This window comes from Cohnella sp. GCM10020058, assembly GCF_042683485.1.
GTDB lineage: Bacteria > Bacillota > Bacilli > Paenibacillales > Paenibacillaceae > Cohnella.
Genome location: NZ_JBHUJV010000013.1, coordinates 581,764 through 605,604, shown reverse-complemented (window position 1 = coordinate 605,604; position 23,841 = coordinate 581,764). Strand labels below are relative to the sequence as shown.

22 protein-coding genes are annotated in these 23,841 nt (G+C 60.4%); 16 read left to right on the top strand and 6 right to left on the bottom strand.

The annotated features are described in order from the left end of the window. Positions 1–20: 20 nt before the first annotated feature. From ACFSR7_RS24290 to ACFSR7_RS24265, 6 genes are read left to right on the top strand one after another with little or no spacing between them, the layout of a single operon-like run. Positions 21–1,229, top strand: a complete 1,209-nt coding sequence (locus tag ACFSR7_RS24290; RefSeq protein ID WP_378166031.1) for an amidohydrolase — start codon at positions 21–23, stop codon at positions 1,227–1,229. Further along, on the top strand, positions 1,226–2,389 hold the full coding sequence (gene solA, locus ACFSR7_RS24285) for an N-methyl-L-tryptophan oxidase (RefSeq protein ID WP_378166029.1): 1,164 nt from the start codon (positions 1,226–1,228) through the stop codon (positions 2,387–2,389). Before ACFSR7_RS24290 ends, solA begins: the two co-directional genes overlap by 4 nt. A 15-nt stretch (positions 2,390–2,404) precedes the next feature. Then, positions 2,405–2,917 carry a DinB family protein gene (locus tag ACFSR7_RS24280; protein WP_378166027.1) on the top strand — a complete coding sequence of 171 codons (513 nt, stop codon included), beginning with the start codon at positions 2,405–2,407 and terminating at the stop codon, positions 2,915–2,917. Between the two features lie 2 nt (positions 2,918–2,919). Beyond that, positions 2,920–3,450: a GNAT family N-acetyltransferase gene (locus ACFSR7_RS24275; RefSeq protein ID WP_378166025.1), complete on the top strand. Its 531-nt coding sequence runs from the start codon at positions 2,920–2,922 to the stop codon at positions 3,448–3,450. 32 nt (positions 3,451–3,482) lie between these two features. Further along, positions 3,483–4,817 (top strand): LLM class flavin-dependent oxidoreductase, encoded by a 1,335-nt coding sequence (locus ACFSR7_RS24270; protein WP_378166023.1) that lies wholly within the window; start codon positions 3,483–3,485, stop codon positions 4,815–4,817. A 25-nt stretch (positions 4,818–4,842) separates the two neighbouring features. Beyond that, positions 4,843–5,121: a hypothetical protein gene (locus ACFSR7_RS24265; protein WP_378166021.1), complete on the top strand. Its 279-nt coding sequence runs from the start codon at positions 4,843–4,845 to the stop codon at positions 5,119–5,121. Between the two features lie 481 nt (positions 5,122–5,602). On the opposite strand, the gene ACFSR7_RS24260 is transcribed toward ACFSR7_RS24265, so the two are convergent. After that, positions 5,603–6,721 (bottom strand): iron-containing alcohol dehydrogenase family protein, encoded by a 1,119-nt coding sequence (locus ACFSR7_RS24260; protein ID WP_378166019.1) that lies wholly within the window; start codon positions 6,719–6,721, stop codon positions 5,603–5,605. A gap of 246 nt (positions 6,722–6,967) precedes the next feature. On the opposite strand from ACFSR7_RS24260, the gene ACFSR7_RS24255 reads away from it, so the two are divergent. Together ACFSR7_RS24255 and ACFSR7_RS24250 are read left to right on the top strand one after the other, a co-directional pair. Continuing rightward, a complete protein-coding gene (locus tag ACFSR7_RS24255; protein WP_378166017.1) occupies positions 6,968–8,020 on the top strand; it encodes an FUSC family protein in 1,053 nt (350 codons plus the stop codon). Between the two features lie 88 nt (positions 8,021–8,108). Next, positions 8,109–8,486, top strand: a complete 378-nt coding sequence (locus ACFSR7_RS24250) for an IDEAL domain-containing protein (protein WP_378166016.1) — start codon at positions 8,109–8,111, stop codon at positions 8,484–8,486. Between the two features lie 92 nt (positions 8,487–8,578). Here the strand turns inward: ACFSR7_RS24250 and ACFSR7_RS24245 are convergent, their stop codons facing one another. Continuing rightward, complete coding sequence (locus ACFSR7_RS24245; RefSeq protein ID WP_378166014.1) at positions 8,579–9,493, bottom strand: L-lactate dehydrogenase; 915 nt, start codon at positions 9,491–9,493, stop codon at positions 8,579–8,581. A gap of 24 nt (positions 9,494–9,517) precedes the next feature. Then, positions 9,518–10,315 carry a formate/nitrite transporter family protein gene (locus ACFSR7_RS24240; RefSeq protein ID WP_378166012.1) on the bottom strand — a complete coding sequence of 266 codons (798 nt, stop codon included), beginning with the start codon at positions 10,313–10,315 and terminating at the stop codon, positions 9,518–9,520. A gap of 247 nt (positions 10,316–10,562) precedes the next feature. On the opposite strand from ACFSR7_RS24240, the gene ACFSR7_RS24235 reads away from it, so the two are divergent. Continuing rightward, positions 10,563–11,069 carry a ferritin gene (locus tag ACFSR7_RS24235; RefSeq protein ID WP_378119519.1) on the top strand — a complete coding sequence of 169 codons (507 nt, stop codon included), beginning with the start codon at positions 10,563–10,565 and terminating at the stop codon, positions 11,067–11,069. A 476-nt stretch (positions 11,070–11,545) separates the two neighbouring features. Next, on the top strand, positions 11,546–12,652 hold the full coding sequence (locus ACFSR7_RS24230) for an SGNH/GDSL hydrolase family protein (protein WP_378166010.1): 1,107 nt from the start codon (positions 11,546–11,548) through the stop codon (positions 12,650–12,652). A 339-nt stretch (positions 12,653–12,991) separates the two neighbouring features. Here ACFSR7_RS24230 and ACFSR7_RS24225 read toward each other — a convergent pair whose 3' ends face one another. Further along, positions 12,992–13,879 (bottom strand): metallophosphoesterase, encoded by an 888-nt coding sequence (locus ACFSR7_RS24225; protein WP_378166008.1) that lies wholly within the window; start codon positions 13,877–13,879, stop codon positions 12,992–12,994. Between the two features lie 236 nt (positions 13,880–14,115). On the opposite strand from ACFSR7_RS24225, the gene ACFSR7_RS24220 reads away from it, so the two are divergent. From ACFSR7_RS24220 to ACFSR7_RS24205, 4 genes are all read left to right on the top strand, one after another. Next, positions 14,116–15,306 (top strand): MFS transporter, encoded by a 1,191-nt coding sequence (locus ACFSR7_RS24220; RefSeq protein ID WP_378166115.1) that lies wholly within the window; start codon positions 14,116–14,118, stop codon positions 15,304–15,306. A gap of 118 nt (positions 15,307–15,424) precedes the next feature. Then, positions 15,425–16,201 (top strand): enoyl-ACP reductase FabI, encoded by a 777-nt coding sequence (gene fabI / locus ACFSR7_RS24215; protein WP_378166006.1) that lies wholly within the window; start codon positions 15,425–15,427, stop codon positions 16,199–16,201. Positions 16,202–16,331: 130 nt separating this feature from the next. Next, positions 16,332–16,772: a MarR family winged helix-turn-helix transcriptional regulator gene (locus tag ACFSR7_RS24210; protein ID WP_378166004.1), complete on the top strand. Its 441-nt coding sequence runs from the start codon at positions 16,332–16,334 to the stop codon at positions 16,770–16,772. Positions 16,773–16,861: 89 nt separating this feature from the next. Further along, on the top strand, positions 16,862–18,127 hold the full coding sequence (locus ACFSR7_RS24205; protein WP_378166002.1) for an MFS transporter: 1,266 nt from the start codon (positions 16,862–16,864) through the stop codon (positions 18,125–18,127). 9 nt (positions 18,128–18,136) lie between these two features. Here ACFSR7_RS24205 and ACFSR7_RS24200 read toward each other — a convergent pair whose 3' ends face one another. Beyond that, positions 18,137–18,814, bottom strand: a complete 678-nt coding sequence (locus tag ACFSR7_RS24200) for an LrgB family protein (RefSeq protein WP_378166000.1) — start codon at positions 18,812–18,814, stop codon at positions 18,137–18,139. After that, the gene (locus ACFSR7_RS24195) at positions 18,811–19,191 is read right to left on the bottom strand and encodes a CidA/LrgA family holin-like protein (RefSeq protein WP_378165998.1); all 381 of its coding nucleotides are present in this window, start codon (positions 19,189–19,191) and stop codon (positions 18,811–18,813) included. The genes ACFSR7_RS24200 and ACFSR7_RS24195 overlap by 4 nt, the downstream gene beginning before the upstream one ends. A gap of 113 nt (positions 19,192–19,304) precedes the next feature. On the opposite strand from ACFSR7_RS24195, the gene ACFSR7_RS24190 reads away from it, so the two are divergent. Both ACFSR7_RS24190 and ACFSR7_RS24185 read left to right on the top strand, forming a co-directional pair. Further along, the gene (locus ACFSR7_RS24190) at positions 19,305–20,198 is read left to right on the top strand and encodes a LysR family transcriptional regulator (RefSeq protein WP_378165997.1); all 894 of its coding nucleotides are present in this window, start codon (positions 19,305–19,307) and stop codon (positions 20,196–20,198) included. 159 nt (positions 20,199–20,357) lie between these two features. Beyond that, the gene (locus ACFSR7_RS24185; protein ID WP_378165995.1) at positions 20,358–23,828 is read left to right on the top strand and encodes a PAS domain-containing hybrid sensor histidine kinase/response regulator; all 3,471 of its coding nucleotides are present in this window, start codon (positions 20,358–20,360) and stop codon (positions 23,826–23,828) included. The last annotated feature ends 13 nt before the right edge of the window (positions 23,829–23,841 follow it).

Below are 23,841 nucleotides of genomic sequence, written 5' to 3'. Positions count from 1 at the left end.
GACCGAAGGAGGGACATGAGATGAGTCTGAGAGCAGATGAGCCGCTAGAACGGCAATTAATCGAAATTCGGCGCCGGCTGCACGCCAATCCGGAGCTGTCCGGCGAAGAATACGAGACGACCGCAGCGATCCGCGAATGGCTCGGGCAGGAAGGCGTCCGGATCGCGGATTATCCGCTCAAGACCGGTCTCGTCGCCGAGATCGGCGGTCTGCTTGGAGGCCCGATCGTCGCGCTGCGCGCGGACATCGACGCCCTGCCGATCCAGGAGGAGACGGGACTGCCGTTCGCCTCGCAGCGGCCTGGCGTCATGCATGCATGCGGTCACGATTTTCACACGGCGGCGCTGATCGGCGCCGCGGTGCTGCTAAAGCGCCGGGAAGCCGAGCTGCCGGGCACGGTGCGACTGCTGTTCCAGCCGGCGGAGGAAAAGGCGAAGGGCGCGGCCCAGGTGATCGCAAGCGGCGCGCTGGCGAACGTCGCCGCGGTATTCGGCCTGCACAACAAGCCGGATCTGCCGGTCGGCACGATCGGCATCCGTTCCGGTCCGATCATGGCGGCCGCGGACGGCTTCGCGGTCGAAGTCGACGGGAAAGGAACGCACGCAGCGGTGCCGGAGGCGGGGCTTGATCCGCTCGTCACGGCCGCGCACATGCTGACGGCGCTGCAGAGCATCGTCAGCCGCAACGTCAGCTCGCTCGACAGCGCGGTCGTCAGCGTCACCCGGCTCAGCGCGGGCACATCCTGGAACGTCATTCCGGAAAAGGCGATCTTCGACGGGACGATCCGCACGTTCGACGAAAGCGTCCGCGCCGAGGTGCGCAGGCGCTTCGAACAAGTGGTTGACGGCGTGGCGGCCGCGTTCGGCACGACGGCGCGCACGCGCTGGACCGGCGGGCCGCCGCCGGTCGTCAACGACGCGCGCTGGGCGCGTTCGGCAGCGAAGGCCGCCGAGCGGGCAGGACTTACGGTCTTGGAGCCGAAGCCTTCGCCGGCGGGCGAGGACTTCGCCCTATATCTGAAGGAAGCGCCGGGCGCCTTCGTCTTTCTGGGCACGAACGGTCCGCGCGAGTGGCATCATCCCGCCTTCGACGTCGACGAAGCTGCGCTCCCGCATGCCGCTAACTATCTCGCGGCCGTGGCGACCCGCGCGCTGGCGGAATTGTCGGCCGACGAGACGGCCGGCTCCGAGCCCATTGCGGCGCGCGCCGAAGCCGGAGCGCAAGCATGAGCGGCGCGGGCGTGTATGACGTCATTGTCGTCGGCGCCGGATCGATGGGGATGAGCGCAGGCTATCATTTGGCCGCCCGCGGGCTGAAGACGCTCCTGATCGACGCGTTCGACCCGCCTCACACGGGCGGAAGCCATCATGGAGAGCCCAGACTGATTCGTCACGTCTACCACGGAGGCGCGCACTATGTCAGACTCGCGCTTCGGTCCGACGCGCTGTGGCGCGAGCTGGAGGAGCGGACGGGCGAACGGCTGCTCGAACGGTCCGGCGTGCTAAACGTGAGCGACCCGGGCGCCTACGCGTACGATGGCCGGTTCGCCGATGCCGATCGCGAGGGCGTTCGTTACGAATCGCTGGACGCTGCCGAGATCGAGCGGCGGTGGCCGGGATGGACCGTGCCCGCGCACTACCGCGGGCTGTATGAGCCGGACGCGGGATATTTGTACAGCGAGCGCTGCGTTGCCGCGTATCGGCGCGAAGCGCTGGCGGCCGGCGCGGAGCTGCTGACGGATACGGCCGTCCATGGCATTGAGGCAAGGCGCGGCGGCGGTCTTGCGGTAAAAACGAGCCGCGGCGAATTCGCGGCCGGCAAGGTCGTCGTTAGCGCCGGCGCCTGGTTCAAATCGCTGGAACCGAGCGTAAAGCTGCCAATCCGGGCGGTCCGCAAGGTCGTCGGCTGGTTCGAGGCCGACGAGCGTCTCTACCGCGCGGGCCATCTGCCGGGCTTCACGTTCGGCGGACCGGAGGGCGGCTACTACGGGTTCCCGAGCATCGGCGGCGCCGGCGTCAAGATCGGCCGGCACGACGGCGGCCGACCCTGGCAGCCGGGCGAACGCTTTGAGCCTTTTGGCGCTTATCCGGAGGACGAAGCCGATCTGCGGGCGGCGCTCCGCGAATTTCTCCCCGGCGCCGAGGGCCGCCTGCTGCACGGCGCGGCATGCAAATACGAGCTGTCCCCGGACGACCAGTTCATCATCGACGCGCATCCGGCGCTTCCGGGCGTGCTGCTCGCCGGCGGTTTCTCCGGTCACGGCTTCAAGTTCGCCAGCGCGATCGGAGAGGCGCTGGCCGAATGGACGCAATCGGACATTCCCCCGCAAGACCTTCTGCCGTTCTCGCTCTCCCGTTTCCCGTCGGCAACCGCAGCTTCAACCCCATAAGGAGGTCGTTTACGCATGAGCAATCATAACGCCGATATCGACGCGTTTTCTAAAACTTACGATTGGCTGACGGACGCCGTCCGCGGATTGGACGTAGCCGCGCTGACCTGGAAGCCGGGTCCGGGCAAATGGAGCGCCACCGAGGTGCTCGTCCATCTGGCCGATCATCTGATCGTCGTTTCCTTCCGCATTCGGGAGATCTTGTCCGGCTCGCAAGTTCGTCTGCCCGCCTTCAACCAGGACCCCTGGGTCGAAGGCCAATACGGCAACGAAGCGGAGGCGTCCGACGTGCTCGAGGGCTTCCGTTCTCTCGTCGCTTACAACGCGCGCCTGCTGCATCGGCTGTCCCCGGCGGATTGGGAGAAAGAAGCGATCAACGCCAAGGGCGACAGGGTGACGCTTGCCGATGTCGTGCGCGGTTTCGCGGCGCATGCAAAGCATCATCTCGGACAGCTTGACAGAATCAAGGCGGCAGAGGCCGCGGCGCTTGGCCGCGAGCCGTCGGCTTCCGCACGAGAGGGGGCTTAACCATGGCGCAGGCGAACATTCAAGTCCGCGACGCCGAAGACGGCGACCGCGAAGCGATCCGGGAGGTACTGCTCGCGGCTTACGGCCAATACGAAGCAACCATGCCGGAGGAACGTTGGATTGAATACAAAAACAATATCGCCGCATCGGTCGACGCGCCCGGACCGTTCGCCCGCCTGGTAGCCGAGCGGGAGGGCAGGCTTGTCGGCAGCGCGGTGCTGTTCGACTCCTCGATCGTCGCTTACGGCCGCGATATCGGCATCGAGTCCCCGATTATCCGCCTGATTGCCGTTAGCCCCGAAGCCCGCGGCCAAGGCGTCGCCACTGCGCTGCTGCGCGAGTCCGCGCTTCGCGCGAAGGCGCATGGCGGCGAGACGCTCCACCTCCACACCTCCGATCTCATGGCTTCCGCCGTTCGCCTGTACGAACGCCTCGGCTTTGAGCGCGCCTACGACAAAGACCTCTATAACGGCGACATTCTCGTCAAGAGTTATCGTCTTCAACTGAACGACGCCGCCCTGCTGAAGATCTGATTTCATTTCCCCATATTAAAGGAGGCAATACGATGAGCGCACGCAAAAAGCTGAAGTTCGGCGCACTTATCCACGGCGTAGGCGGCAACATCTCGGCATGGAGACATCCGGAGATTCCGTCCGACGCGAGCGTCAGCCTTCCATTCTACGTGCAGGCAGCCCAAAAGGCGGAAGAAGGCCTGTTCGACCTCGTCTTTATCGCGGACGGTCTTTATATTAACGAAAAGTCCATCCCGCACTTCCTCAACCGCTTCGAGCCGATCACCATCCTGTCTGCGCTCGCGGCCGTCACCAAGAACATCGGGCTCGTCGGAACGCTGTCCTCCTCTTATAGCGAGCCCTTTACGGTGGCGCGCCAGTTCGGCTCGCTCGACCAGATCAGCGGCGGCCGCGCCGGCTGGAACGTCGTGACCTCGCCGCTCGAAGGCTCCGCGCGCAACTATGGGAAGACGGAGCATCCGACCCATGACGAGCGCTACGAGATCGCGGAGGAGTACCTGGCAGTAACGAAGGGCCTCTGGGATTCGTGGGAAGACGACGCGTTCGTGCGCGACAAAGCGTCCGGCGTGTTCTTCGACCCTTCCAAATTGCACAAGCTGAATCATAAGGGCAAGCATTTCTCCGTCGAAGGTCCGCTTAACGTCGCCCGTTCCAAGCAGGGTCAGCCGGTCATCTTTCAGGCAGGTTCCTCGGAGAGCGGCAAAAACCTGGCAGCCAAGGAAGCCGACGCCGTCTTCACCGGCCAGGAAAATCTGCAGGAGGCGAAGGCGTTCTACAAGGATGTCAAGGACCGCGCAGTAGCTTACGGCCGTTCGCGCGACGACATCGCCATTCTGCCTGGCATCGGGCCGATCATCGGCCGCACGCGGGAGGACGCGGAGCGCAAGTACGAGGAGATTGCGAGTCTCGTATCGATCGAAAAAGCGCTGGATTACCTCGGCCGGTTTTTCGAGCATCACGACTTTTCGCAATATCCGCTCGACGAGCCGTTTCCGGACATCGGGGACCTCGGCAGCAACAGCTTCCGAAGCGGCACGGACAAAATCAAGAAGGACGCGCGCGAGCAAGGGCTCACGCTTCGCCAAGTGGCGCTCCGCGCGGCGACGCCTCGCGGCCAGTTCATCGGGACGCCGGAGCAGATCGCGGATCAGCTCGAGCAGTGGCATAGGGAAGAGGCGGCCGATGGCTTCATCATTCACTCGACGCTGCCGAGCGGCCTGAACGACTTCGTCGAGCTTGTCGTACCGCTGCTGCAAGAACGCGGCATCTACCGCACGGAATACGAAGCCGACACGCTCCGCGGCAATCTCGGCGTGCCGATTCCGGCCAATCGGCATACGCTGGCGAAGGCTTCGGTAGAGGTATAAGGTTTGTTTTAAGGAATAAAAAGGGATGAAGCGGCGCGAAGGATTGCGCTGGTTTATCCCTTTTTTGAATATCAAAGCAATGGCGGCGATTCGTGGACAGGGTCGGCTTGCTATCGGCGTGAAGGCGCTTCTCGGATGTTTGACCGATCGTAAAACCTGCATTTGTACAGGTATTTTCTGCAGACTCGCGACGCTTGATGAAATACATGCAAATACTGCAGGTAAATTCAAAGCGCATGCCGGAAATCGGGATGATGGAAGAAAAAACCTGCATTTTTGTATCTTTTTTGTACAAAAGGGATGATACCGGCAAAAAAAGCTGTATATTCGCAGGCTTTAAAGCGGAGGAACGACGCGGGCGATGATCGGTCAGCCAATCGGAATGGCTGTCGGCTGGGACAACGACTATGCGATGATCAAATGCCGGATATCCGCAGATTTGATTAAATCCTTGAAGAAGGACTCTTTCGGGATAAGGTGTGTCGGTGTGCTGACGGCGCCGGAGCATAATGTAAGAGAGCGCGGTTACAGGATGGGACTGAGGAGCGAATAAGCGCCGGGTTAAACCCGACAAAACCGCCGACTGGAGGCGCGGCGGCGCAAATTAGTTCCGATTGAGGCTACATTCTGAGCTTTGGCGGGCTATGAGCGAAAAGAGTCTCTGACGGAGACTACACCGGGAGTCACGGTCGACTGTGAGGGGAAAGGAGCTTCCACGGAGACTGCATTGGGTACCTTAACCGCCTAATAGCAGAAAGAAGCTCTGACGAAGACTACATCATCCGTCAAATCGCCGGCGGCACCGATGAAGCGAGCCGTGCAGCCCGACGGCCGACGATGTCGGCCTGGACGATCGCTTCCGCCAGCAGGCGCTCGCTGACCGGGAACGCCAATCCTTCGGCGGTATCGGCATCGAACGGGACGTAAGCGGCGATTCGCGCGGCGATAAGGGAGGGGGCGCCGGCGAAGCCGAGCTCCGCGAGTGTGACCGGCAGCCCTAGCTGCAGATAAAATCCCGCCCAGTAGGCGGCTTCCTCGAATTGTCCTTCCAGCGCGAGCTGGGCGAGCAGGCCGAATGCGACCTTTTCACCGTGCAGCGTGCCCTTCGTCTCGGGAAACCAGGTAAGCGCGTCGTGGATCGCATGGGCGAATGCCGTGCGCTTGCCGTCGCCGTCGATGCTGCCGACGAGACCCGCCAGCAAAAAAATCGCGTCGATGACGTCGGGAAACGCCGGATGCGTCTTATCTTTCTCGGCCTCCCGGTAGACGGCGACCGCCTCGCGCTTCAAAATCTCAAGCGCAAGCAGCGACGTATGCCAGCCGATCCGGCCGTCCAGGCGGCCGTACTTCCCGTAGGAGACGTTGATGCGCGTCTCGTACCATAACACCACGCTATCGGCAATGCCGGCCGATAAATATCGGAGAGGTGCTGCGGCGAGCAGGTCGGCATCGGCCAGCACGAGCGCGGGAGAGCCGGTCAGCGGCCGGTGGCCGACGACGCCGCCCGCATCGTCATATAGTACGGTTAGCGCCGACCATGCCGCACAAGTGGCGGGGACGGTCGGTATCGTCACGACCGGCAGGCCAAGCCGTTGTGCGACGGATTTGCTTAAGTCCAACGCGCTGCCGCCGCCTGCGCCGACGACGAGCTCGGCACCGAAGGCGGCGGCTTTTTCCGCATAGACGTCGATTTTGTGCGCGGTGCAATAGCCGTCAAACGGATAATAGGCGGATGCGATGCCATCGTCGTAAAGTCGTCCGAGCAGCTTCTCCGATATGCTGCGCCATGCCTTATGTCCGGCGATCACGACCGCCTTTTTACCGGAATAAGGCGCCCAGGGTGCCGCTTCTCCCAACGCGCCGGGCCGATTCCAATATTGAGCGGGCGTCTTGATCTGAATCATCCGACATTCCTCCTTCTCCTATTAAAAAGGGATCGGCGTATCTGCGAGCCAAGCACATCGCAAATACGTCCGATCCCCGGCGATCCGGTAGACGGCATATATCATAGTAAATATGTTGGAATAATTGGTTATGTTTCGAGTATAGGTGGAACTTACGGCAGTGTCAACCGCGCAGCTCATAGATATTTCCGATCGATGCCGCTCGATTGCTATAATAAGATTAACGAGGATAAGGGAAGTGACGGAATGGTACGGGACGCGCTCCTGCTTTTGCGCAAGCTCGGCATTGATCTGCAATCGGTCAAAACGGCGTTGGCATGCGGGCTGTCATGGTTGCTGGCGGAAGCGGTCACGCCGCATTCTTATCCGTACTTCGCGCCGATCGCAGCCATTCTTACGCTTCAGGTGACGGTTGCCGATTCGATCCAGAAGGGCATGTACCGCATCGTAGGGATCGTCGTCGGCATCGGGATCAGCCTACTGGCCGGTCAATGGCTGAGCGTGAACGCATGGACGATCGCCTTGGTCATCCTGGCAGGGCTGGCGGTGTCGAACGCGATGCGACTGAACACGCAGATTGGCGCGCAGATCGGCGTATCGGCGCTGCTTGTGCTCGCTTTCGGCAATACGAACGGTTATGCGGCCTACCGAATACTTGAGACGCTGCTTGGCTCGGGCGTAGCGGTCGCCGTCAATCTCGCGCTCGTGCCGCGCGACACGACGCACGAAGCGCTGTATGAGGCATCGGGCCTCGGCAAAAGAATCGCCTCCGTGTTGCGGCATTATGACGATGCGGTGCGCGGGAATCGCCGCCCGGCGCAGGTGCTCGAGGAAGCGCGCGGACTGCTGCAGCTTATTCAGCGAGGCAATGAAGCGACAGCGCTCGCCCGGCAGAGCCTGAAGTTCGTGCCGCTCGGACGCATGCGCCGCGAGCGCGTGGAGCGCGTCTCGGCCGCGATGGTGCGGCTGGAGCATCTGTCCGTGCAAGCGCGTGGCATTGCGCGCAGCCTGATCGAGCTGGATGAAGCCGGACTGCAGTTCCAGGAGCTCGTTCCGGCGCTGGCGGCGGCCGCAGATTGCGTGGACCGCTTCGCGGATACGGTGACCGATCCATCGCCGGAAGCGCTAGCCAAACTGCGCGAGGCTACGGAGCGCGCGCGTCAAGTGCAGTTCGAGAGCTTGGGGCAAAGCATGGCCGGCGCGGATCTGGAGCGGATCAAGCTGCTCGGCAGCGTATATGCGGATCTCGGCCGCATGCTGACCGAAGTCGTCAGGGCGGAGAAAAGTGGGAACGCTTGACGAAATTAACTGTAACTATTATAATAACAGTATGGCCGGAGCCGTTAAGTGCTCTTAGGCTGATACTTAAGAACAGGCGGTGATTTGCATGCGATTTGAAATGGGAGAATGGGTGGCCGGCAGAACGGGTCAAGGTGAACTGATACAGGGCTTCGTCAATTCGATTCTGTCGGTGCAAGGCGCCGCAGGCATATACGTCACCGCTTCGGATCGCGTCGAAGCGATCGGCACGGAGATCGCGGTGCCTGTCGGCATGCTGCGGCCGCTGCCGCAGACGACCAAGTACAATGAGGAGCAGCTCCGCAACCTGATCGATGTATCGCTCGCGATCCGCGATACGGCGTGGTTCGGCGAGCTGACGAGCGAGCTCGCGAGTCTGCAGTCCGCGGCCGGGGAGCGCAGTGCCACGGCGACGGACGTGCCGGTCGTATGGCGCAACCGGCTGGGTCTGATCGCGCAAGAGTAAGCGCGCCGTGCGCGCGTTAAAGCGGCAGACCCCCTGACCGTCCAGCAGGACGGCAGGGGGTCTGTTTGTTTGTCGCCTTGGGATCGCCGCGATTAAACGCCGATGCTCGCGATCAGATTGCGCAGCTTGTCTGCCGAACGGTGCAGCAGCTCGCGCTCGAAGTCCGAGATCTTGATATCGATGATCTCGCGCACGCCCTGTCGGTCGACGACGCACGGTACGCCGAGGAACACATCCGAAACGCCGTGGTAATCGTGCAGAAGGGTGGAGACATTGAGCACAGCGCCTTCGTCGCGCAGGATCGCCGTGCAGATCCGGTCGAGCGCGAGCGCGATGGCGTAGTAGGTCGCGCCCTTGGCGCTAATAATCTGATAGGCGGCGTCCCGCGTGTTCGTGAAGATCTCGTTCTTGTCGGCGTCGCTTAAGGACAGCTCGGCGCCGGCAATGTTGGCGAGGCTCCAGAGCGGCAGCTCGGAGTCGCCGTGCTCGCCGACGATGTGGCCGTGCACGCTGCGCGGATCGATCTTAAGCTTCTCGCCGATCAGATAGCGGAAGCGCGCGCTGTCGAGCAGCGTCCCCGAGCCGATGATCCGCTCGACCGGCCAGCCCGATTTTTTCCACGTGATATAACTCATGATGTCGACCGGATTCGAGGCGATGAGCAGGATGCCCGTCTTGTTGTACTTGAGCACCTCTTCTACGATGCTGTCGATAATGACGGCATTGCGCTTTAACAGGTCGACCCGCGACTCGCCTTCCCGCTGGGCGGCGCCAGCCGTGATGACGATGATATCCGCATCCTTGCAGTCTTCGTAGCTGCCCGCCCACAGATCGCCGCCGCCGAGGAAAGGCATCCCGTGGTTCATATCGAGCGCGTCGCCGACGGCCTTCTTGTGATTGGCGTCGATGAGCACCAGCTCGTCAACGCGGTTGCGAAGCATTAGCGTATAGGCGGTCGTCGAGCCGACGGCTCCCGCGCCGACGACCACGATTCTCGTTTTTTTCATCCGAATCCTCTCCTTGTATCGCGTTTAATGTTCTTCTTGCGGAATATCGTCGATGAACGGCTTATTGACATAATAATACATGTAAGCCATGAGTACGCCGCCCCCGATCAGGTTGCCCAGCGTGACCGGAATGAGGTTGTGCAGTACGCCGCCGAGCGAGATCGTGCCCGGATGGTGCAGGACGAGCGCAATGGCGAACGTGCACATGTTGGCGATGCTGTGCTCGTAGCCCGATATGAAGAAGCAGAAAACGAACAGCATCATGGCGAACATTTTGGCGCCGTTTTCCTTCATGGACATCGGGATGAAAAAGGCGAGACAGACGAGCCAATTGCACAGGATGCCCCGGAAAAACAGCTCGACGACGGGCGTGTTCATCTTCTTGTCCACGACGCTCAGGAGGAAGGCATTGACGCTGGCGTCCTTGAACAGGGCGGTGGCGAAGATCATGAACGCGAACAGGCAGGCGCCGATGATGTTGCCGACGTAGCTCCAGCACCACAGCTTGATCGTGTCGGACCAACGGATTTTTTTGCGGAGAGCGGTGTAGGAGTAATAAAACGTGTTGCCGGTGAACAGGTCGCCGCCTCCGTACACGATCAGAATGATCGCCGCGCCGAACGTAATCGCCGCCATCGGGTACGTCAGCGGGGAGTGCTCGAGGTAAAAATAGTTGCCCGTCTTGAAGGCGACGATGACGCCGAAGCCGATGAACATGCTGGCCAGCGCCGATCGGGCGAGATAGCGGAGCTTGCTTTGCTTGAAGATCTTCATTTTTTTCTCGGCCAGCTTTTCGACCATTCGCAGGGATTCCGTTTCCATCGATTCACCTCGCTTTGCTGCTTCCAAAGATACCCAAGCCTGCTTCGATTATGCCATGACCCGGGCTTCGGGTCCATGATTTCTTACCCCGGTTCGCCCGTCCCGCCGGCAAACGCCAGGAAACATAGTGTCTCGAACAACGCGGAGCGGACTCGCAAAATGTAGATCGCCGCCATGGGCGAGCGAGACAGATTGTGGTAAACTGATTAGCGTCCGAACAACTTTTACTGGGGGTGCGCTTCACATGATGAACGACACGCTGCACGACGCGCTGAACGAGCAGCTTAACTTTGAACTGCATTCCGCGCACGTCTACCTTGCGATGGCCGGTTACTGCTCCGCAGAGAGCCTGGACGGCTTCGCGAACTTTTTCGTAATCCAAGCCGAAGAGGAACGCTTCCACGCGTCCAAGATCTATAAGTATCTGAACGACCGCGGCAAGAAGGTCAAGCTGAAGGGCATTCCCGATCCTCAAAACGACTACGGCTCCATTCTCGAAGTATTCGAGCATGCCTACGAGCACGAGCAGGAAGTCACCCGCCGCATCTACCATCTGTCCGACCTTGCGCTGAACGATCGCGAGCACGCAACCATTCAGTTCCTGAAGTGGTTCATCGATGAGCAGGTGGAAGAGGAGGCGCTGTTCGACAGCATCATCTCCAAGCTGAAGCGCATCGCCGACGACAGCAACGCGTTTTTCATGATGGACGCCGAGTTCGCCAAGCGTACCTTCACGCCGCCTGCCGCCGAATAAAATAGGAATCGCGCATGCCGGCATTCGTGCCGGCATTTTTGATGCGTCAAACGCCCATGCCGCTCCGTCGCACTACCCCTAGCCCCCTCATGCGATGCGGGTCGAAAAGCCTGCATTTGTACATGTATTTTCTAGCGAATGGCGGCGATGGATAAAATACATGCGAACGTGCATGAAAATTCGAAGGACGCGCCGGAAAACTAGCGTTTTTAAAAAATGAGAAGCGCTTTAACATTTATTCGCTCAGAAGTAGCTGATCCTAGCGGAAAAAGATGTATGATTTCATTTTTTTGCGATTTCGGCGCAATGCGGGGCAATAAGGGAGACGCTTAGGCCAACAAGACGGAGCTGGGCTAGGAATCGTAGAAACGCTCCAATAATCGTGGTCCTCCTCCTATCCAAGCGAAGCCCGAGCCGCTACGCTAATAGGAAAAGCCCGCGTACGCGCGGGCCGACCCGATCAAGGAGGAAGCAGCATGCAAAACGCGCAACAATCGCGCAAACCGGTCGACAGCGCGTTCGCCGTCGATTCGCTCGCCGGAGGGCCGTGGCGCTGGCTCGATGCCGCCGATAAGTCTTTTCGCAAATGCGGGCTGCCTTGGTTCGACAGCGAAAAGCGTTTCCGCCGCCTCCCGCTCGCGCCGGCGTGGCCGATCAGGCCTGAGATCGACCGGCTGGCCAACTTTCCGACGGGTGCGCAGATCCGTTTTCGTACGAATTCGGCGAAGCTGGCTGTTCGCGTCCGGTTGTTCGGACGGGCCGAGTATGCCCAGCTGTCGCCGATCGCGCAGTGCGGAATCGACTGCTATCTGGGTCCGCAGGGCCGCCAGCGCTATGTCTGCTCCACGAAGTTCCATTACGAAGACGAGGCGTATGAATCGCTGCTTTTCGAGAACCAGGACGAGTCCGAAAAGGAAGTCACGCTTTATTTGCCGCTCTATCAGGGTATCGACAGTCTCGAGATCGGCCTTGCGCCGGATGCGGCGGTAATGCCCTTTACGGGCTTCGCCAGCGATAAAAAGGTCGTCATCTACGGCACGTCCATTGTGCACGGGGCGGGCGCCTCGCGTCCGGGAATGGCTTATCCGAATCAGCTCAGCCGCGGGCTGCCGATCGAATTCGTCAGCCTGGCCTTCTCGGGCAACGCGCAGGGCGAGCCGGAGCTGGCCCGTCTGGCTGCGGAGATCGGCGACCCGGCGCTGCTTGTGCTCGATTACGAGGGCAATACGCCGAGCACCGCGCGGCTCGGAGAGACGCTGCCTGCGTTTATCGAGATTTATCGAGAATCCCACCCGTTGACGCCAATCCTGGTCGTATCCCAGATCAGGATGGGACGCGAGGCGTTCGTCCCGCTGTTCGACATCGAGCGGCGCCGGCGGCTGACGCTGCAGCGGGACATCGTACAGCGGCTGCGCGACGCAGGCGATACGCAGGTCTTTTTCCTGAGCGGCGAGGACATGCTCGGCGAGGAATACGGCGAATGCTCCGCGGACAGCGTGCATCCGTCGGACCTTGGCTACGCGCGGATGCGCGATTGCCTGCTGCCCGCGTTCGCTTCGCTGCTCAAGCCTCGTCTCGCGTGATGCATAAAGGCACGGCAAAGCCCTTTCCGAGCAGCTCGGGGAGGGCTTTGCCGTGGGAGTCTGGCGCTGCGGCATTGAACAGCGTTATTTTTCCTTGGAGAGTGGCGCGAACATAATAAGATGTGGCACTGTACATCGTTACTTGGCCTCAGAGGGCGCCGCTGCATGGCAAGGTGCCTCTATAAGAACGCCTCTTTGCTTCGAATGCCCCACGATCCCGCGATGCCCGATCCCGGCTCTCCTCGCTTCGCCACTTTCGCCTCGCCGCTGGACAAGCACACTCTATGTACCTGCTAAAAAGCATCAAACAAACGAGGCACCTGCAGCCAATCGACACGCTCAGCCGTCAGCCTGCACCTTGCGCCGCAGCGTAAATACGCACAGCTCCGGCACGCTGCCGAATCTGACGCGCAGGCGCGTCGTGCCGATGCCGCGGTTGACGTACAACAGGTAGGGCCTGCGCGGCCGGCGCCTGTCGGAGACGACATGCAGACCGGACAGAAATCGTCTGCCGAGCTGCGTGCGGACGAGCGCGCCGACGATCGGCAGCTTGACTTGTCCGCCGTGGCTGTGGCCGGACAGCTGCAGGTCGATCGGATAGCGGACGAGAGACGCCGCGACATCGGGCTCGTGAACGAGCAGCAGATTGAAGCCGTCCGGACGAAGCTTCGCGAGCGCGCGCGTCGGATCGGGCCTGCCGAGTACATAGTCGTCCAGTCCGGATACCGACAGATGCTCGCCGTTGTCCAGCCGAATTTTTTTACTCTCATTCAGCAGCAGCTCGAAGCCCGCCCTCGCCAGCGTCGGATTGGTGCTTCGTCTGGTCCGCTCGTAGCCGAAGTCGTGATTGCCGTAGACGGCGAACTTGCCCAGGGGAGCCTCGATGCGCGACAGCAAAGGCGAGAGGTCTTTTGCCCGGTCGGGATTGTTCCTTCTGGCATCGAACAGGTCGCCCGTGAACGCGACGATATCGGGCTTTTCTGCGGCGATGGTCGCGATGAGGCCTTCGAGTCTCTTGACTGAATAGTTGGGTCCAATATGCGTGTCGCTGAATTGTACGATCTTGATGCCGTCGAAGCCCGCAGGCAGCCAAGGGGATTCGATCTCGCGACGGGTCACGGCGAGCCTGAATGGCTCGACGAAAAAAACGTAGATGCCGCATGCCAAGAAGAAGGCAATTAACGCAGCCGCTGCGCCGATTAACCATAACCATTCCGTGTTCGACATGAGACGCTTCCTCCTTCTCCCATTTTCTAAATGTATCAAAAAAAGGACCGGCAAACAAAAAAACGGCCTAAATCGGGTAAGACTAGGGAAAGCGCGATTCGACGAGTAAAAGGAGGCGGCGTCGCATGGACAAAACGATAGCGAATGGGAGGACGGCGCGACGTTCCCAAGCGTTCGGACAAACCGGATCGGCCGGATCCAAGGGACCGACAGGGCGGACAGGACATCGCAAGCTCATGATCAGCGCGGGACTCAGCTGGCTGTTCGACGCGATGGACGTCGGACTGATCTCGTTTGTCGCGGCTGCGCTGGCGGCCGACTGGGATCTAGGCAAGCAGCAGCTCGGCTTTCTGGCCGCGATCGGATCGGTCGGGATGGTGTTCGGCGCCGCCGTGGCAGGGTCGATGGCGGACCGCTATGGCAGGCGCGTCGTCCTGCTCGCCACACTGCTGGTATTCAGCGTCGCGAGCGGCTTATCGGCGCTGGCCGCGAGCTTTGCCGTCCTGTGCCTGTTCCGGTTCGTAGCCGGTTTCGGTCTTGGCGGCGAGCTGCCCGTGGCTTCGACCCTCGTGTCCGAGTCGGTGCGGCCGGAGGACCGGGGAAGAGCCGTCGTGCTGCTCGAGAGCTTCTGGGCCGTCGGCTGGATCGCCGCGGCACTTATCGGTTACTTCGTCATCCCGGACCACGGCTGGCGCGCCGCCTTCGTCATCGGCGCGTTGCCCTGCCTGTACGCGATATATTTGCGCCGCGCGGTACAGGATGCGCCGAGGTTCAGAGAGCAGCAGCTGACCCGCGAGCGGATCAAGCTTCGGGAGCGGTTCGCTAAACTATGGGCGCCGCAATATCGGGCATCGACCTTCGCACTCTGGGTGCTGTGGTTCACGGTCGTCTTTTCCTACTACGGTATGTTCCTGTGGCTGCCGCAGGTGATGGTGCTCAAGGGCTTCAGTCTGGTCAAAAGCTTTGAATACGTCCTATTTATGACGCTCGCCCAGCTTCCCGGCTACTTCAGCGCGGCATGGCTCATCGAGAAATTGGGGCGCAAGCTCGTGCTGACGATCTACTTGATCGGAACGGCGATTTGCGCGTGGTGGTTCGGCTGGGCGACGAGCGATGCGATGCTCATGACGGCCGGCGCTTGTCTCTCTTTCTTTAATTTAGGCGCGTGGGGCGCGATGTATGCCTATACGCCGGAGCTGTATCCGACGCGCATCCGTTCGACCGGCGCCGGCATGGCCGCTTCGTTCGGCCGCATAGGCGGCGTGATCGGGCCTTATCTGGTCGGTTATTTGCTGGAACGCGGGACGGGGATCACCGGCGTCTTCTTGATTTTCTGCGCCGCGATCGTCGTCGGGGTCATCGTACTGCTGGCGTGGGGTAAGGAAACCCGGGGCTTGGATCCCGACGCAGCAGCCGAACGGGCCTAAAACGCAGGCTAACGCGGGCGACGCCAAGCCGCTCAGGCGCTGCCAGCCTGTCCTTCGCCGTCGCATTGGGCTATAATGAATCATCTTGAATGAATAGCGCAAGCGGAGGTAGATGAAAGTGTCTGGATTGCTTAACGGTCAAAATGTCATCGTGATGGGAATCGCCAACGAACGAAGCATCGGCTGGGGGATCGCCAAGTCGCTGCACGCGCAGGGCGCCCGCCTGATTTTTACTTATCGCAAAGAAAGATCGTACGAAAAGCTTGCCAAGCTGCTCGCGGAGAGCGGCATCGAGCCCCTGTTGACGGTGCAGTGCGACGTATCCGACGACGCGTCGATCGAATCGGCATTCGCCAGAATCGGCGCTGAAGCGGGCGCCATCCATGGCGTCGTGCACTCGCTTGCTTTTGCGGACAAGGACGAGCTGGGCGGCGAGTACGTCGACACGTCGCGCGAAGGTTATCTGCTTGCGCAGGAATCGAGCGCATTTTCCCTCGTCGCCGTCGCCAAAGCCGCCAAGCCCTTGTTGAAGGAAGGCGGCAGCATCGTAACGCAGACTTATTTGGGAGCCGAGCGCGTCATGCGCAATTACAACGTGATGGGCGTCGCCAAGGCCGCGCTCGAGGCGAGCGTCCGTTATTTGGCCGAGGATCTCGGCAAATACGGCATTCGCGTCAACGCGGTGTCCGCCGGTCCGATCCGCACGCTCGCGGCCAAGGGCGTCTCGGGCTTCAACGACATTTTGAACACGGTCGAGGAAAAGGCGCCGCTGCGCCGCAACGTCGATCAATCCGAAGTGGGGGACGCCACGATGTTTCTGATCAGCGGACTGTCACGGGGCATCACCGGCGAAGTGCTACACGTGGATGCAGGCTTCCATATTATCGCGGGTTAAACGACGAGCCGTCCTCTCCTTCATTGTGCGGAGGACGGCTTATTTTTAAGCAGAAGTGCAGATGATCCTGTTGACGAGGCTGCAATAAAGTTATATAGTTGTCGTGACAACTAAATGAGGTGATCCTGTTATGACAAGAGAAGGATTGGAAGGCTCGCTCGGCTTCACGACGGGGCTTGTCTATCGTCGGATGTCCAATCGCCTGATGCAGCGGCTAAGACCTTACGATATTACGCCCGAGCAATGGTCGGTGCTATATTACGCCACGCGGTCCGACGGATTAATCCAACGCGAGCTCGGCGAGCGGGCGGGCAAGGACAAGCCGACGACGACGCGAATCGTGGACCATCTCGTCCGCAAAGGCTGGATTTTGAGGCGACCGGACCATGCGGATAGGCGGGCGATCTTCATCGAGGCGACAGCGGAGGGGCGCAGGCTGATCGGGGAGACGGCGCCGATCGAGGCGGCCGTGCTGGCCGAAGCGACTTCTTGCCTGACGGCGGACGAGCATGAGACGTTGCTTAACCTGCTGCACCGCGTGGGCAAGCATGTGGACCAGCTAAAGGGTTAGCGAACGCTCGCGATCGCGAAGCCGGCGCCCTGTTTTTCATTCAAGTCATCCAATTCATCCAGGTCAAACATACGAGGAGTTTATGCAGCATGAACGAGAGCAAGCGAACCGCCCCGCTTTGGACGAAGGCTTTTATCGGCCTGACGGTAGGCTTCTTTTTATTGTTTTTGAATTTGCAAATGCTATTGTCTTCCCTTCCAATATACGTAAAAGGGGAATTGGGCGGCGAGGATTTGACCGTCAGCCTCGTGACCGCGACATTTGCTTTAGCCGCGATCGCCAGCCGCTTCGCGACGGCGTCGCTGATGCCTAAGCTCGGTCGTACGGCGCTGCTGTATACGGGCTTGGCGGCAGCCGTGCTGACGACATTTCTGTGCGCCTACGCGAACGAGATAGGATCGTTGATCGTCATTCGCGTACTGTACGGCGTCGGCTTCGGAACGGCGAGCACGATCATCCCGACGCTCGTGGCGCGGATCATTCCGCAGGATCGCATCGGCGAGGGCATCGGCTATTTCGGACTGTCCACGAGTCTTGCGATGTCGCTTGGCCCGGTGATCGGCATGAATCTGATGAACGGGCTCGGATTCCCCGCACTGACGTTATCGAGCGCCGCAGCGGCGGCGTTGTCGGCGGGCGTACTGCTCATGTCCGGATCCGCGCGCGGCGGAAAAAGGGAAAAGCGAGAGGCGGCATCCGGCGCTGCGAAGGAAACTAAATCAGCGATCGAGACGAAATCGACAGCATTATCCCCGACTGCAAGCATTCCTGCAAATACAGTCAAGCCGCTTGTTCTTCCCGCGGTATTAAATATGCTGCTGTCCATCACGTATAGCGGCCTGCTCAGCTTCATCGCCTTGTTCGGCGAAAGCGTGCATATCGCGCAAGTCGGAATGTTTTTTCTTTTTAATGCCATTACCGTCATCCTCGTTCGGCCGATCGCCGGACGGATCTTCGACCGCAGGGGACATGCCGCCGTCCTTATCCCGGCAGCCGCCTGCGTTTTGGCCAGCATGCTCGTGCTCTCGGGCACGACGGGCATGCCCCAGCTCATCGTCTCGGCGCTGCTGTACGGACTTGGCTTCGGCGCGATCCAGCCGACGCTGCAAGCCTGGATGCTGCGCAGCACGCCAAGGGAACGCCACGGCTTTGCCAACAGCATGTACTACAACTCTACGGATCTCGGCGTTGCGCTTGGCGCCGTGCTGCTCGGGACGATCGCCGCCCAGACCGGTTATTCCCGGATGTACGGGTATTCCGCACTGATCATGGCTGGTTTTCTCGCGCTGTATGTCGTCATGCGGTTCGTCATCGGGGCCAGGACGTCTAAGTCCGGCACGCAGGCATCCGTTTAAAGCCGGCTATTATTGAAATAAGGACATGATCGGCGCCGTGGTGCACAGCGTCACGAATGCCGTGCATACCATGGCGATGCCCGCACAAGCGCCGGCGTCGGCGTCGTATTCGAACGCCTTCGCGATGCCCGCGGCATGCGCAGCCGTTCCCAGCAGGACGCCGCGCCCGACGGAGCTGCGGATGCGCAGCCAGCGCACGAGCAAGGGGCCGACGAGCATGCCCGTCAGTCCCGTCGCGAGCGTAGCGACCGCCGTGATCGTCGGCACGCCGCCGATCGCGCTGGAGACCGACAAGGCGACCGGGGTCGTTGCCGATTTGGGCGCCAGACTGTCCATGATCGGCGCCGCCAGTCCGAACAGACGGGCAAGCCCGGCGGAGACGGCTACGGCCGCGAGACCGCCTGCAATTACGCCGGCGGCGATGGCACGCGCGTGCTTTTTCAGCACGTTCATATGCTTGTGCAGCGTAACGGCGAGCGCGATCGTCGCCGGCCCGATCATCTCGCCGATCCAATGCGTGCCCTGGTCGAACGTTTCATAAGAAGAGCCGCTAAGCGCCAGCGCGGCGATGACGACGGCGGGCGTGGCGACGAGCGGGGTCAGATACAGCTTGCGTGTCCGCGCGTACAGCCGTTTGGCGCAAACGTAGACGAGGACGGTCAGCGCGAACCAGGCGAACGGTATCATGATGCAGCCTCCTCGCGGCGCGCCCTGCCCGATCGCTCGCCGGCATACCCTGCGATCGCCATCACGATGGCCGTGCTCAGAAAAATCGTGGCGAGGATCGCGGCGCCGCTGTGCAAGAGGATCGGCTTGTAGCGTACGATGCCGACCGTGGCGGGAACGAAAAACAGCAGCATTTGCGCGACGAGCCATTCTGCGCCGAGTGCGATCCAGGCGAGTTTGACGATTTTTAGCTCGAGCAGCACAAACAACAGGAGCAAGCCGAGTATACTGCCGGGGATCGGAAGATGGAGCGCTTCGGCCGCTAGATCGGACAAGCGGGACAAGACGATATAAAAGCCGATTTGCAGTGCGGTTTTGACAATCGTTTCTGCTTTCATTTTTCCATGCTCCTTTTGTTGACCGTAAAAATAGTATACGAATCCCCCGATCATAGGTAAAATGAATATATAGAATGGATATCATTCCATATGGCTATGAAAGAGGAAGCGAAATGGATATTCGACATTTGGAAGCCGTAGCGGAGATCGCGAGACGGGGCAGCTTCACGCTGGCGGCGGACGCCCTGCATATCGCGCAGCCGACGCTCAGCAAGACGATTATTCAGCTGGAGGAGGAGCTCGGCGTCCGCCTTTTTAGCCGGGAAGGCAAGCGTCCGCGGCTGACGGAAGCGGGAGAGGCGGTGCTTCGTTACGGCGCACCGATCCGGGCGCAGATGGATGCGCTGCACCGGGAGCTGGCCGACCTGGCCGAGCTGCGCCAGGGAACCCTCCGGCTGGGCCTGCCGCCGATGGCGGGCTCCAACTTTTTCCCTGGCCTCATCGGCGAATATCGCAGGCTGTATCCCGGCGTCGCCATCCGTCTGTCCGAAGCGGGCGCCATTCGGCTGGACGAGGATCTGCGGGCGGGATCGCTGGATGCCGGCGTTCTGCAGACGCCGATCGACGAATCGTTCTACGACTCGTATATCGTCATCGACGATCGCATGATGGTCGTGCTCCCGGCCGGCCACCGATTTGCAAGCGAGACGACGCTTGCGCTGGAGGCGTTGGCGGCCGAGCCGTTCGTGCTGTTCCGCGCGGAGTTCACGCTTCGCGGAAGGATCACGGCCGCTTGCGAAGCCGCGGGCTTCAGTCCGAATATCGTCGCCGAGAGCTCTCAATGGGACTTCATCGTCCAGATGGTGGGCGAAGGGCTGGGCATTGCCTTGCTGCCCGCGACGATCTGCGCGCAGCTTCATCCCGAGCGCGTGCGAACCGTGGAGCTGGCCCCAACAGGGCTGCCTTGGCAGCTGGTGATGGCATGGAGGCGGGAAGGGTACCTCCCGCTTGCCGCGAAGGCCTGGATCGAGCTTGCGCGCGAGCAGTTCGAAGGTGCCCGAAGATGATTCGCGAAGGTCGGAACGGTTTATTATTGGAGAAGGCAAGTAGCCTGCGCGTATGACTGGTATTTTTTCGCAAGGAGCGCATGGTATAATCAGTACGAAAAATTTCGCCATTCGGCTCAAACAGACAGGCGATTTACCTGATAACCTGGAGGCTCGCGGATGACTTCTTCCTTGGACTACGGCATTATCTTCCAGCAAGCCACCAATTTTTCATTGAACGGTTTTGCTGTTATCTCCGCATCGGACGATACGCTGCTCAAGCTTAATCCCGCCTTGTGCGATATGCTGGGTTACCGGGAAGAAGAGCTGCTCGGGGTGCCTTTTCCCGATATTACAGACCGCGATCCGAACCGCCCGTCTTTCTATCGCGCTGCAGCGGACAGGTGCAAAGCGCAGAGCGGTTATATGGGGGAGATCGAGAAGCGTCTGCTGCACAAAGACGGACGCTTCATTTGGGTGCGCATACGCTTGTCGTCGGTGAGAGATCCCCGGACGGACGAAGCGCTTTACTTGTGCGCGGAGATGCTGGACATCACAAGCCAAAAGACGGAACGGATTCCCGTGCTGAATAACCGTCATCTTTATATGCTCCTCACCCGCAATTCTCACGATCTCGTATCGGTGAGCTCGCTTGACGGAGAGCTGCTCTATATTTCTCCTTCCTGCAAGGAAGTGCTTGGATACACGCCGGAGGAAATGACCCGTAACATGCGCCAGAGCTATTACCATCCCGAAGATGCGAGCGAGATGAGCCGTCCGGGCAAGCTTTACTCGAACGATCAATTTTTTCTCCGCCGCGTCCGCCGCAAGGATGGCCGGTACCTCTGGTTCGAGGTGTGGTCCCAGGTGATCTGGGACGACTCGGAACAAGCGGACCGCGTATTGTCCGTCGCTCGGGACGTAAGCGACCGCAAGCAATACGAGGACAAGCTCGACGAGGCGCAGCGGATCGCCAGGATGGGCACCTACGAGATCGATCTGGAGAGGGACCTTATTACGTTGTCCAAGGGCGCGAAACGCGTGCTCGCCCTGCCGGAGAGCTACGAGCAGGGCAGCATCGACTCCGCCATGGCGAACATTCCGGAGGAAGACCGTCTGACAATCCACCGCCATTTGGACCAAGTGTCCGCCGATACGCTCAAGGATTCGGTCATTTACCGGCTTATCCATCCTGACGGATCGATCCGCATCCTCGAGGGAGCCTGGGAGGTGCTCGACACCGATTCCAGCCGGCCGTCGCGCTTGCTCGGCTCTGTCCAGGACATTACCGAACAGAGGCAGTTCGAGCAGCGGCTGCAGGAGAGCGAACAGCGCTACAAGTCGCTTTTCGAATACAACCAGTCCGCCGTGTACTCGATGAATCTGAAGGGAGAGTATTTAACGGCCAATCCGAATCTGGAAAAGCTGACCGGGTATACGCTCGAAGAGTTGATCGGAATGCATTACGGTCCGCTCGTGCCGCCTAAATACGCGGCGAAGACGGCGCAGCATTTCGCGCTTGCGGCACGCGGCGAAGCGCAGAATTACGAAGTGACGATCATCCACAAGAACGGGAGCGAAATAGAGACCAACGTGTCCAACATCCCAATCGTCGTGGACGGCGAGGTCGTCGGCGTTTACGGCATTTCCATCGATATTACCGCCCGCAAGCGCGCTGAAGAGAAATTAATGGAAAGCGAGAGCCGGTACCGGTGCCTGTTCGACCTGAACGATACGCCGATTTGTTCTTTTGACCTGGCGGGCAACTTTACGAAGATTAATCCGGCGATGGAGCAGTTGACCGGGTATGACCAGGAGGAGCTCCGAGAGCTGACGTTTGCGCCGCTTACCTATCCGGAAGATCTGTCGAAGCTAACGCACCACGTTAATCTTGCGATTCAAGGCACGCCGCAGACGTACGAAGCGCGGCTGATCCGCAAAGGCGGCGACATCCTCACGCTCAGCATCACGAATGTCCCCATCGTCGTGAACGGAGAGACGGTCGGATTTTACGGCATCGCGACGGACATAACGGCGGCCAAGCAGCATACAGAGCGCATTCACAAATTAAACGAAGAGCACGCGCGCATCCTGAACTCGGCTTCCGAGGGCATCTTCGGCTTGGACGAGGAAGGGAATTTTACGTTTATCAATCAGTCGGGCGCCTTGATGCTTGGCCTGCGCGAGGACAGCTTGCCGGACGTATCCGCCCTGCGCGACCTGCTGCAGACCGGTACGGACGGCGCGAGCTACTGGGACGACGAATCTCCGCTGCTTCGGGCGCTGCGAGAGGGCAGGGCTTATCAGGACAAGGACGCGATTTTCTGGAAAAGCAACGGCACGAGCTTTCTTGCGGACTATCAGATCTCGCCGACCTACGAGGACGGCGTGCCCAAGGGCGCCGTCGTCGTGTTCCGCGACGTCACCGGCGAAAAGGAAATTATCCAGGCAAAGGAAAGCGCCGAACGCGCGGACCGGGCCAAATCCGAGTTTTTGTCGGTGATGAGCCACGAGCTGCGAACGCCGATGAACGGCGTCATCGGAATGACGGGGCTGCTGCTCGACACCGAGCTGACCGAAGAGCAGCGGAGCTATGCGGAGGTCATCGGTCGAAGCGGCGAGTCGCTAATGCACATCCTGAACGAGATTCTGGACTTCAGCAAGATCGAAGCGGGCAAGCTCGTGCTTCACTATGAGCCGATCGCGGTGCGCAGCACGGTAGAAGAAGCGCTCGAGCTGTTCAAGGTTCAGGCCGCGGACAAACAAATCGAACTGAAGCTCCAGTTCGAGGGCGGCGTGCCGGATCTTATGTTCGGCGATCCAATGCGTCTGCGTCAAGTGCTCGTCAACCTGTTAAGCAACGCCATTAAATTTACGGATACGGGGTCGGTATTCCTGTTCGTCAGGGCAATGCCGACCAGGAACAAGGAAGCGATGCTGGTCGAATTTGCCGTGCAGGATACGGGCATCGGTATTCCGAAGGATAAGCAGGGCCAGCTGTTTCAAGCGTTCTCCCAGCTGCACTCGGGCACGAATCGCAAATACGGAGGCACAGGGCTCGGGCTGTCCATTTGCAAAAAGCTGGTCGAGCTCATGGGTGGCACGATCGGTTTCGATACGATCGAGGGTCAGGGATCGACATTCCGGTTCACGATGTCCTCGCATGCGCAGCCCGAGCAAGCGGCTGCGACGGATGCAGTCGCCGAATCGGCGGGGGACGCTTCTGCAGGGACGGAAGACGCGACGCGTTTCGGACCGATGCGGATTCTGGTTGCCGAGGATCACGCGGTGAACCAGCAAATTATCCGTGCCATGCTGAACAAGCTTGGTTATGAGCCGGTCATCGCATCGGACGGACAAGCCGCGGTGAATGCGGCAATCGCGCAACCGTTCGACCTCGTGCTGATGGACGTGCAGATGCCGGCGATGGACGGCTTGCAGGCGGCCGCTAAGATCAGGGAGCTGCTGCCCGAGCAGCGGCGTCCGATTATCGTAGCGCTGACCGCATTTGCCCGTCAGGAGGACCGGGCAGCTTGCCTGGCCGCGGGCATGAACGACTTCTTGAGCAAGCCGACCCGTCCGGCGGAAATTCAGGAGATGCTGTCCAAGTGGGCGGAGGATATCCGGGCGAAGCGCTCGATCCGCGGATAAAACAAGGAGGCAA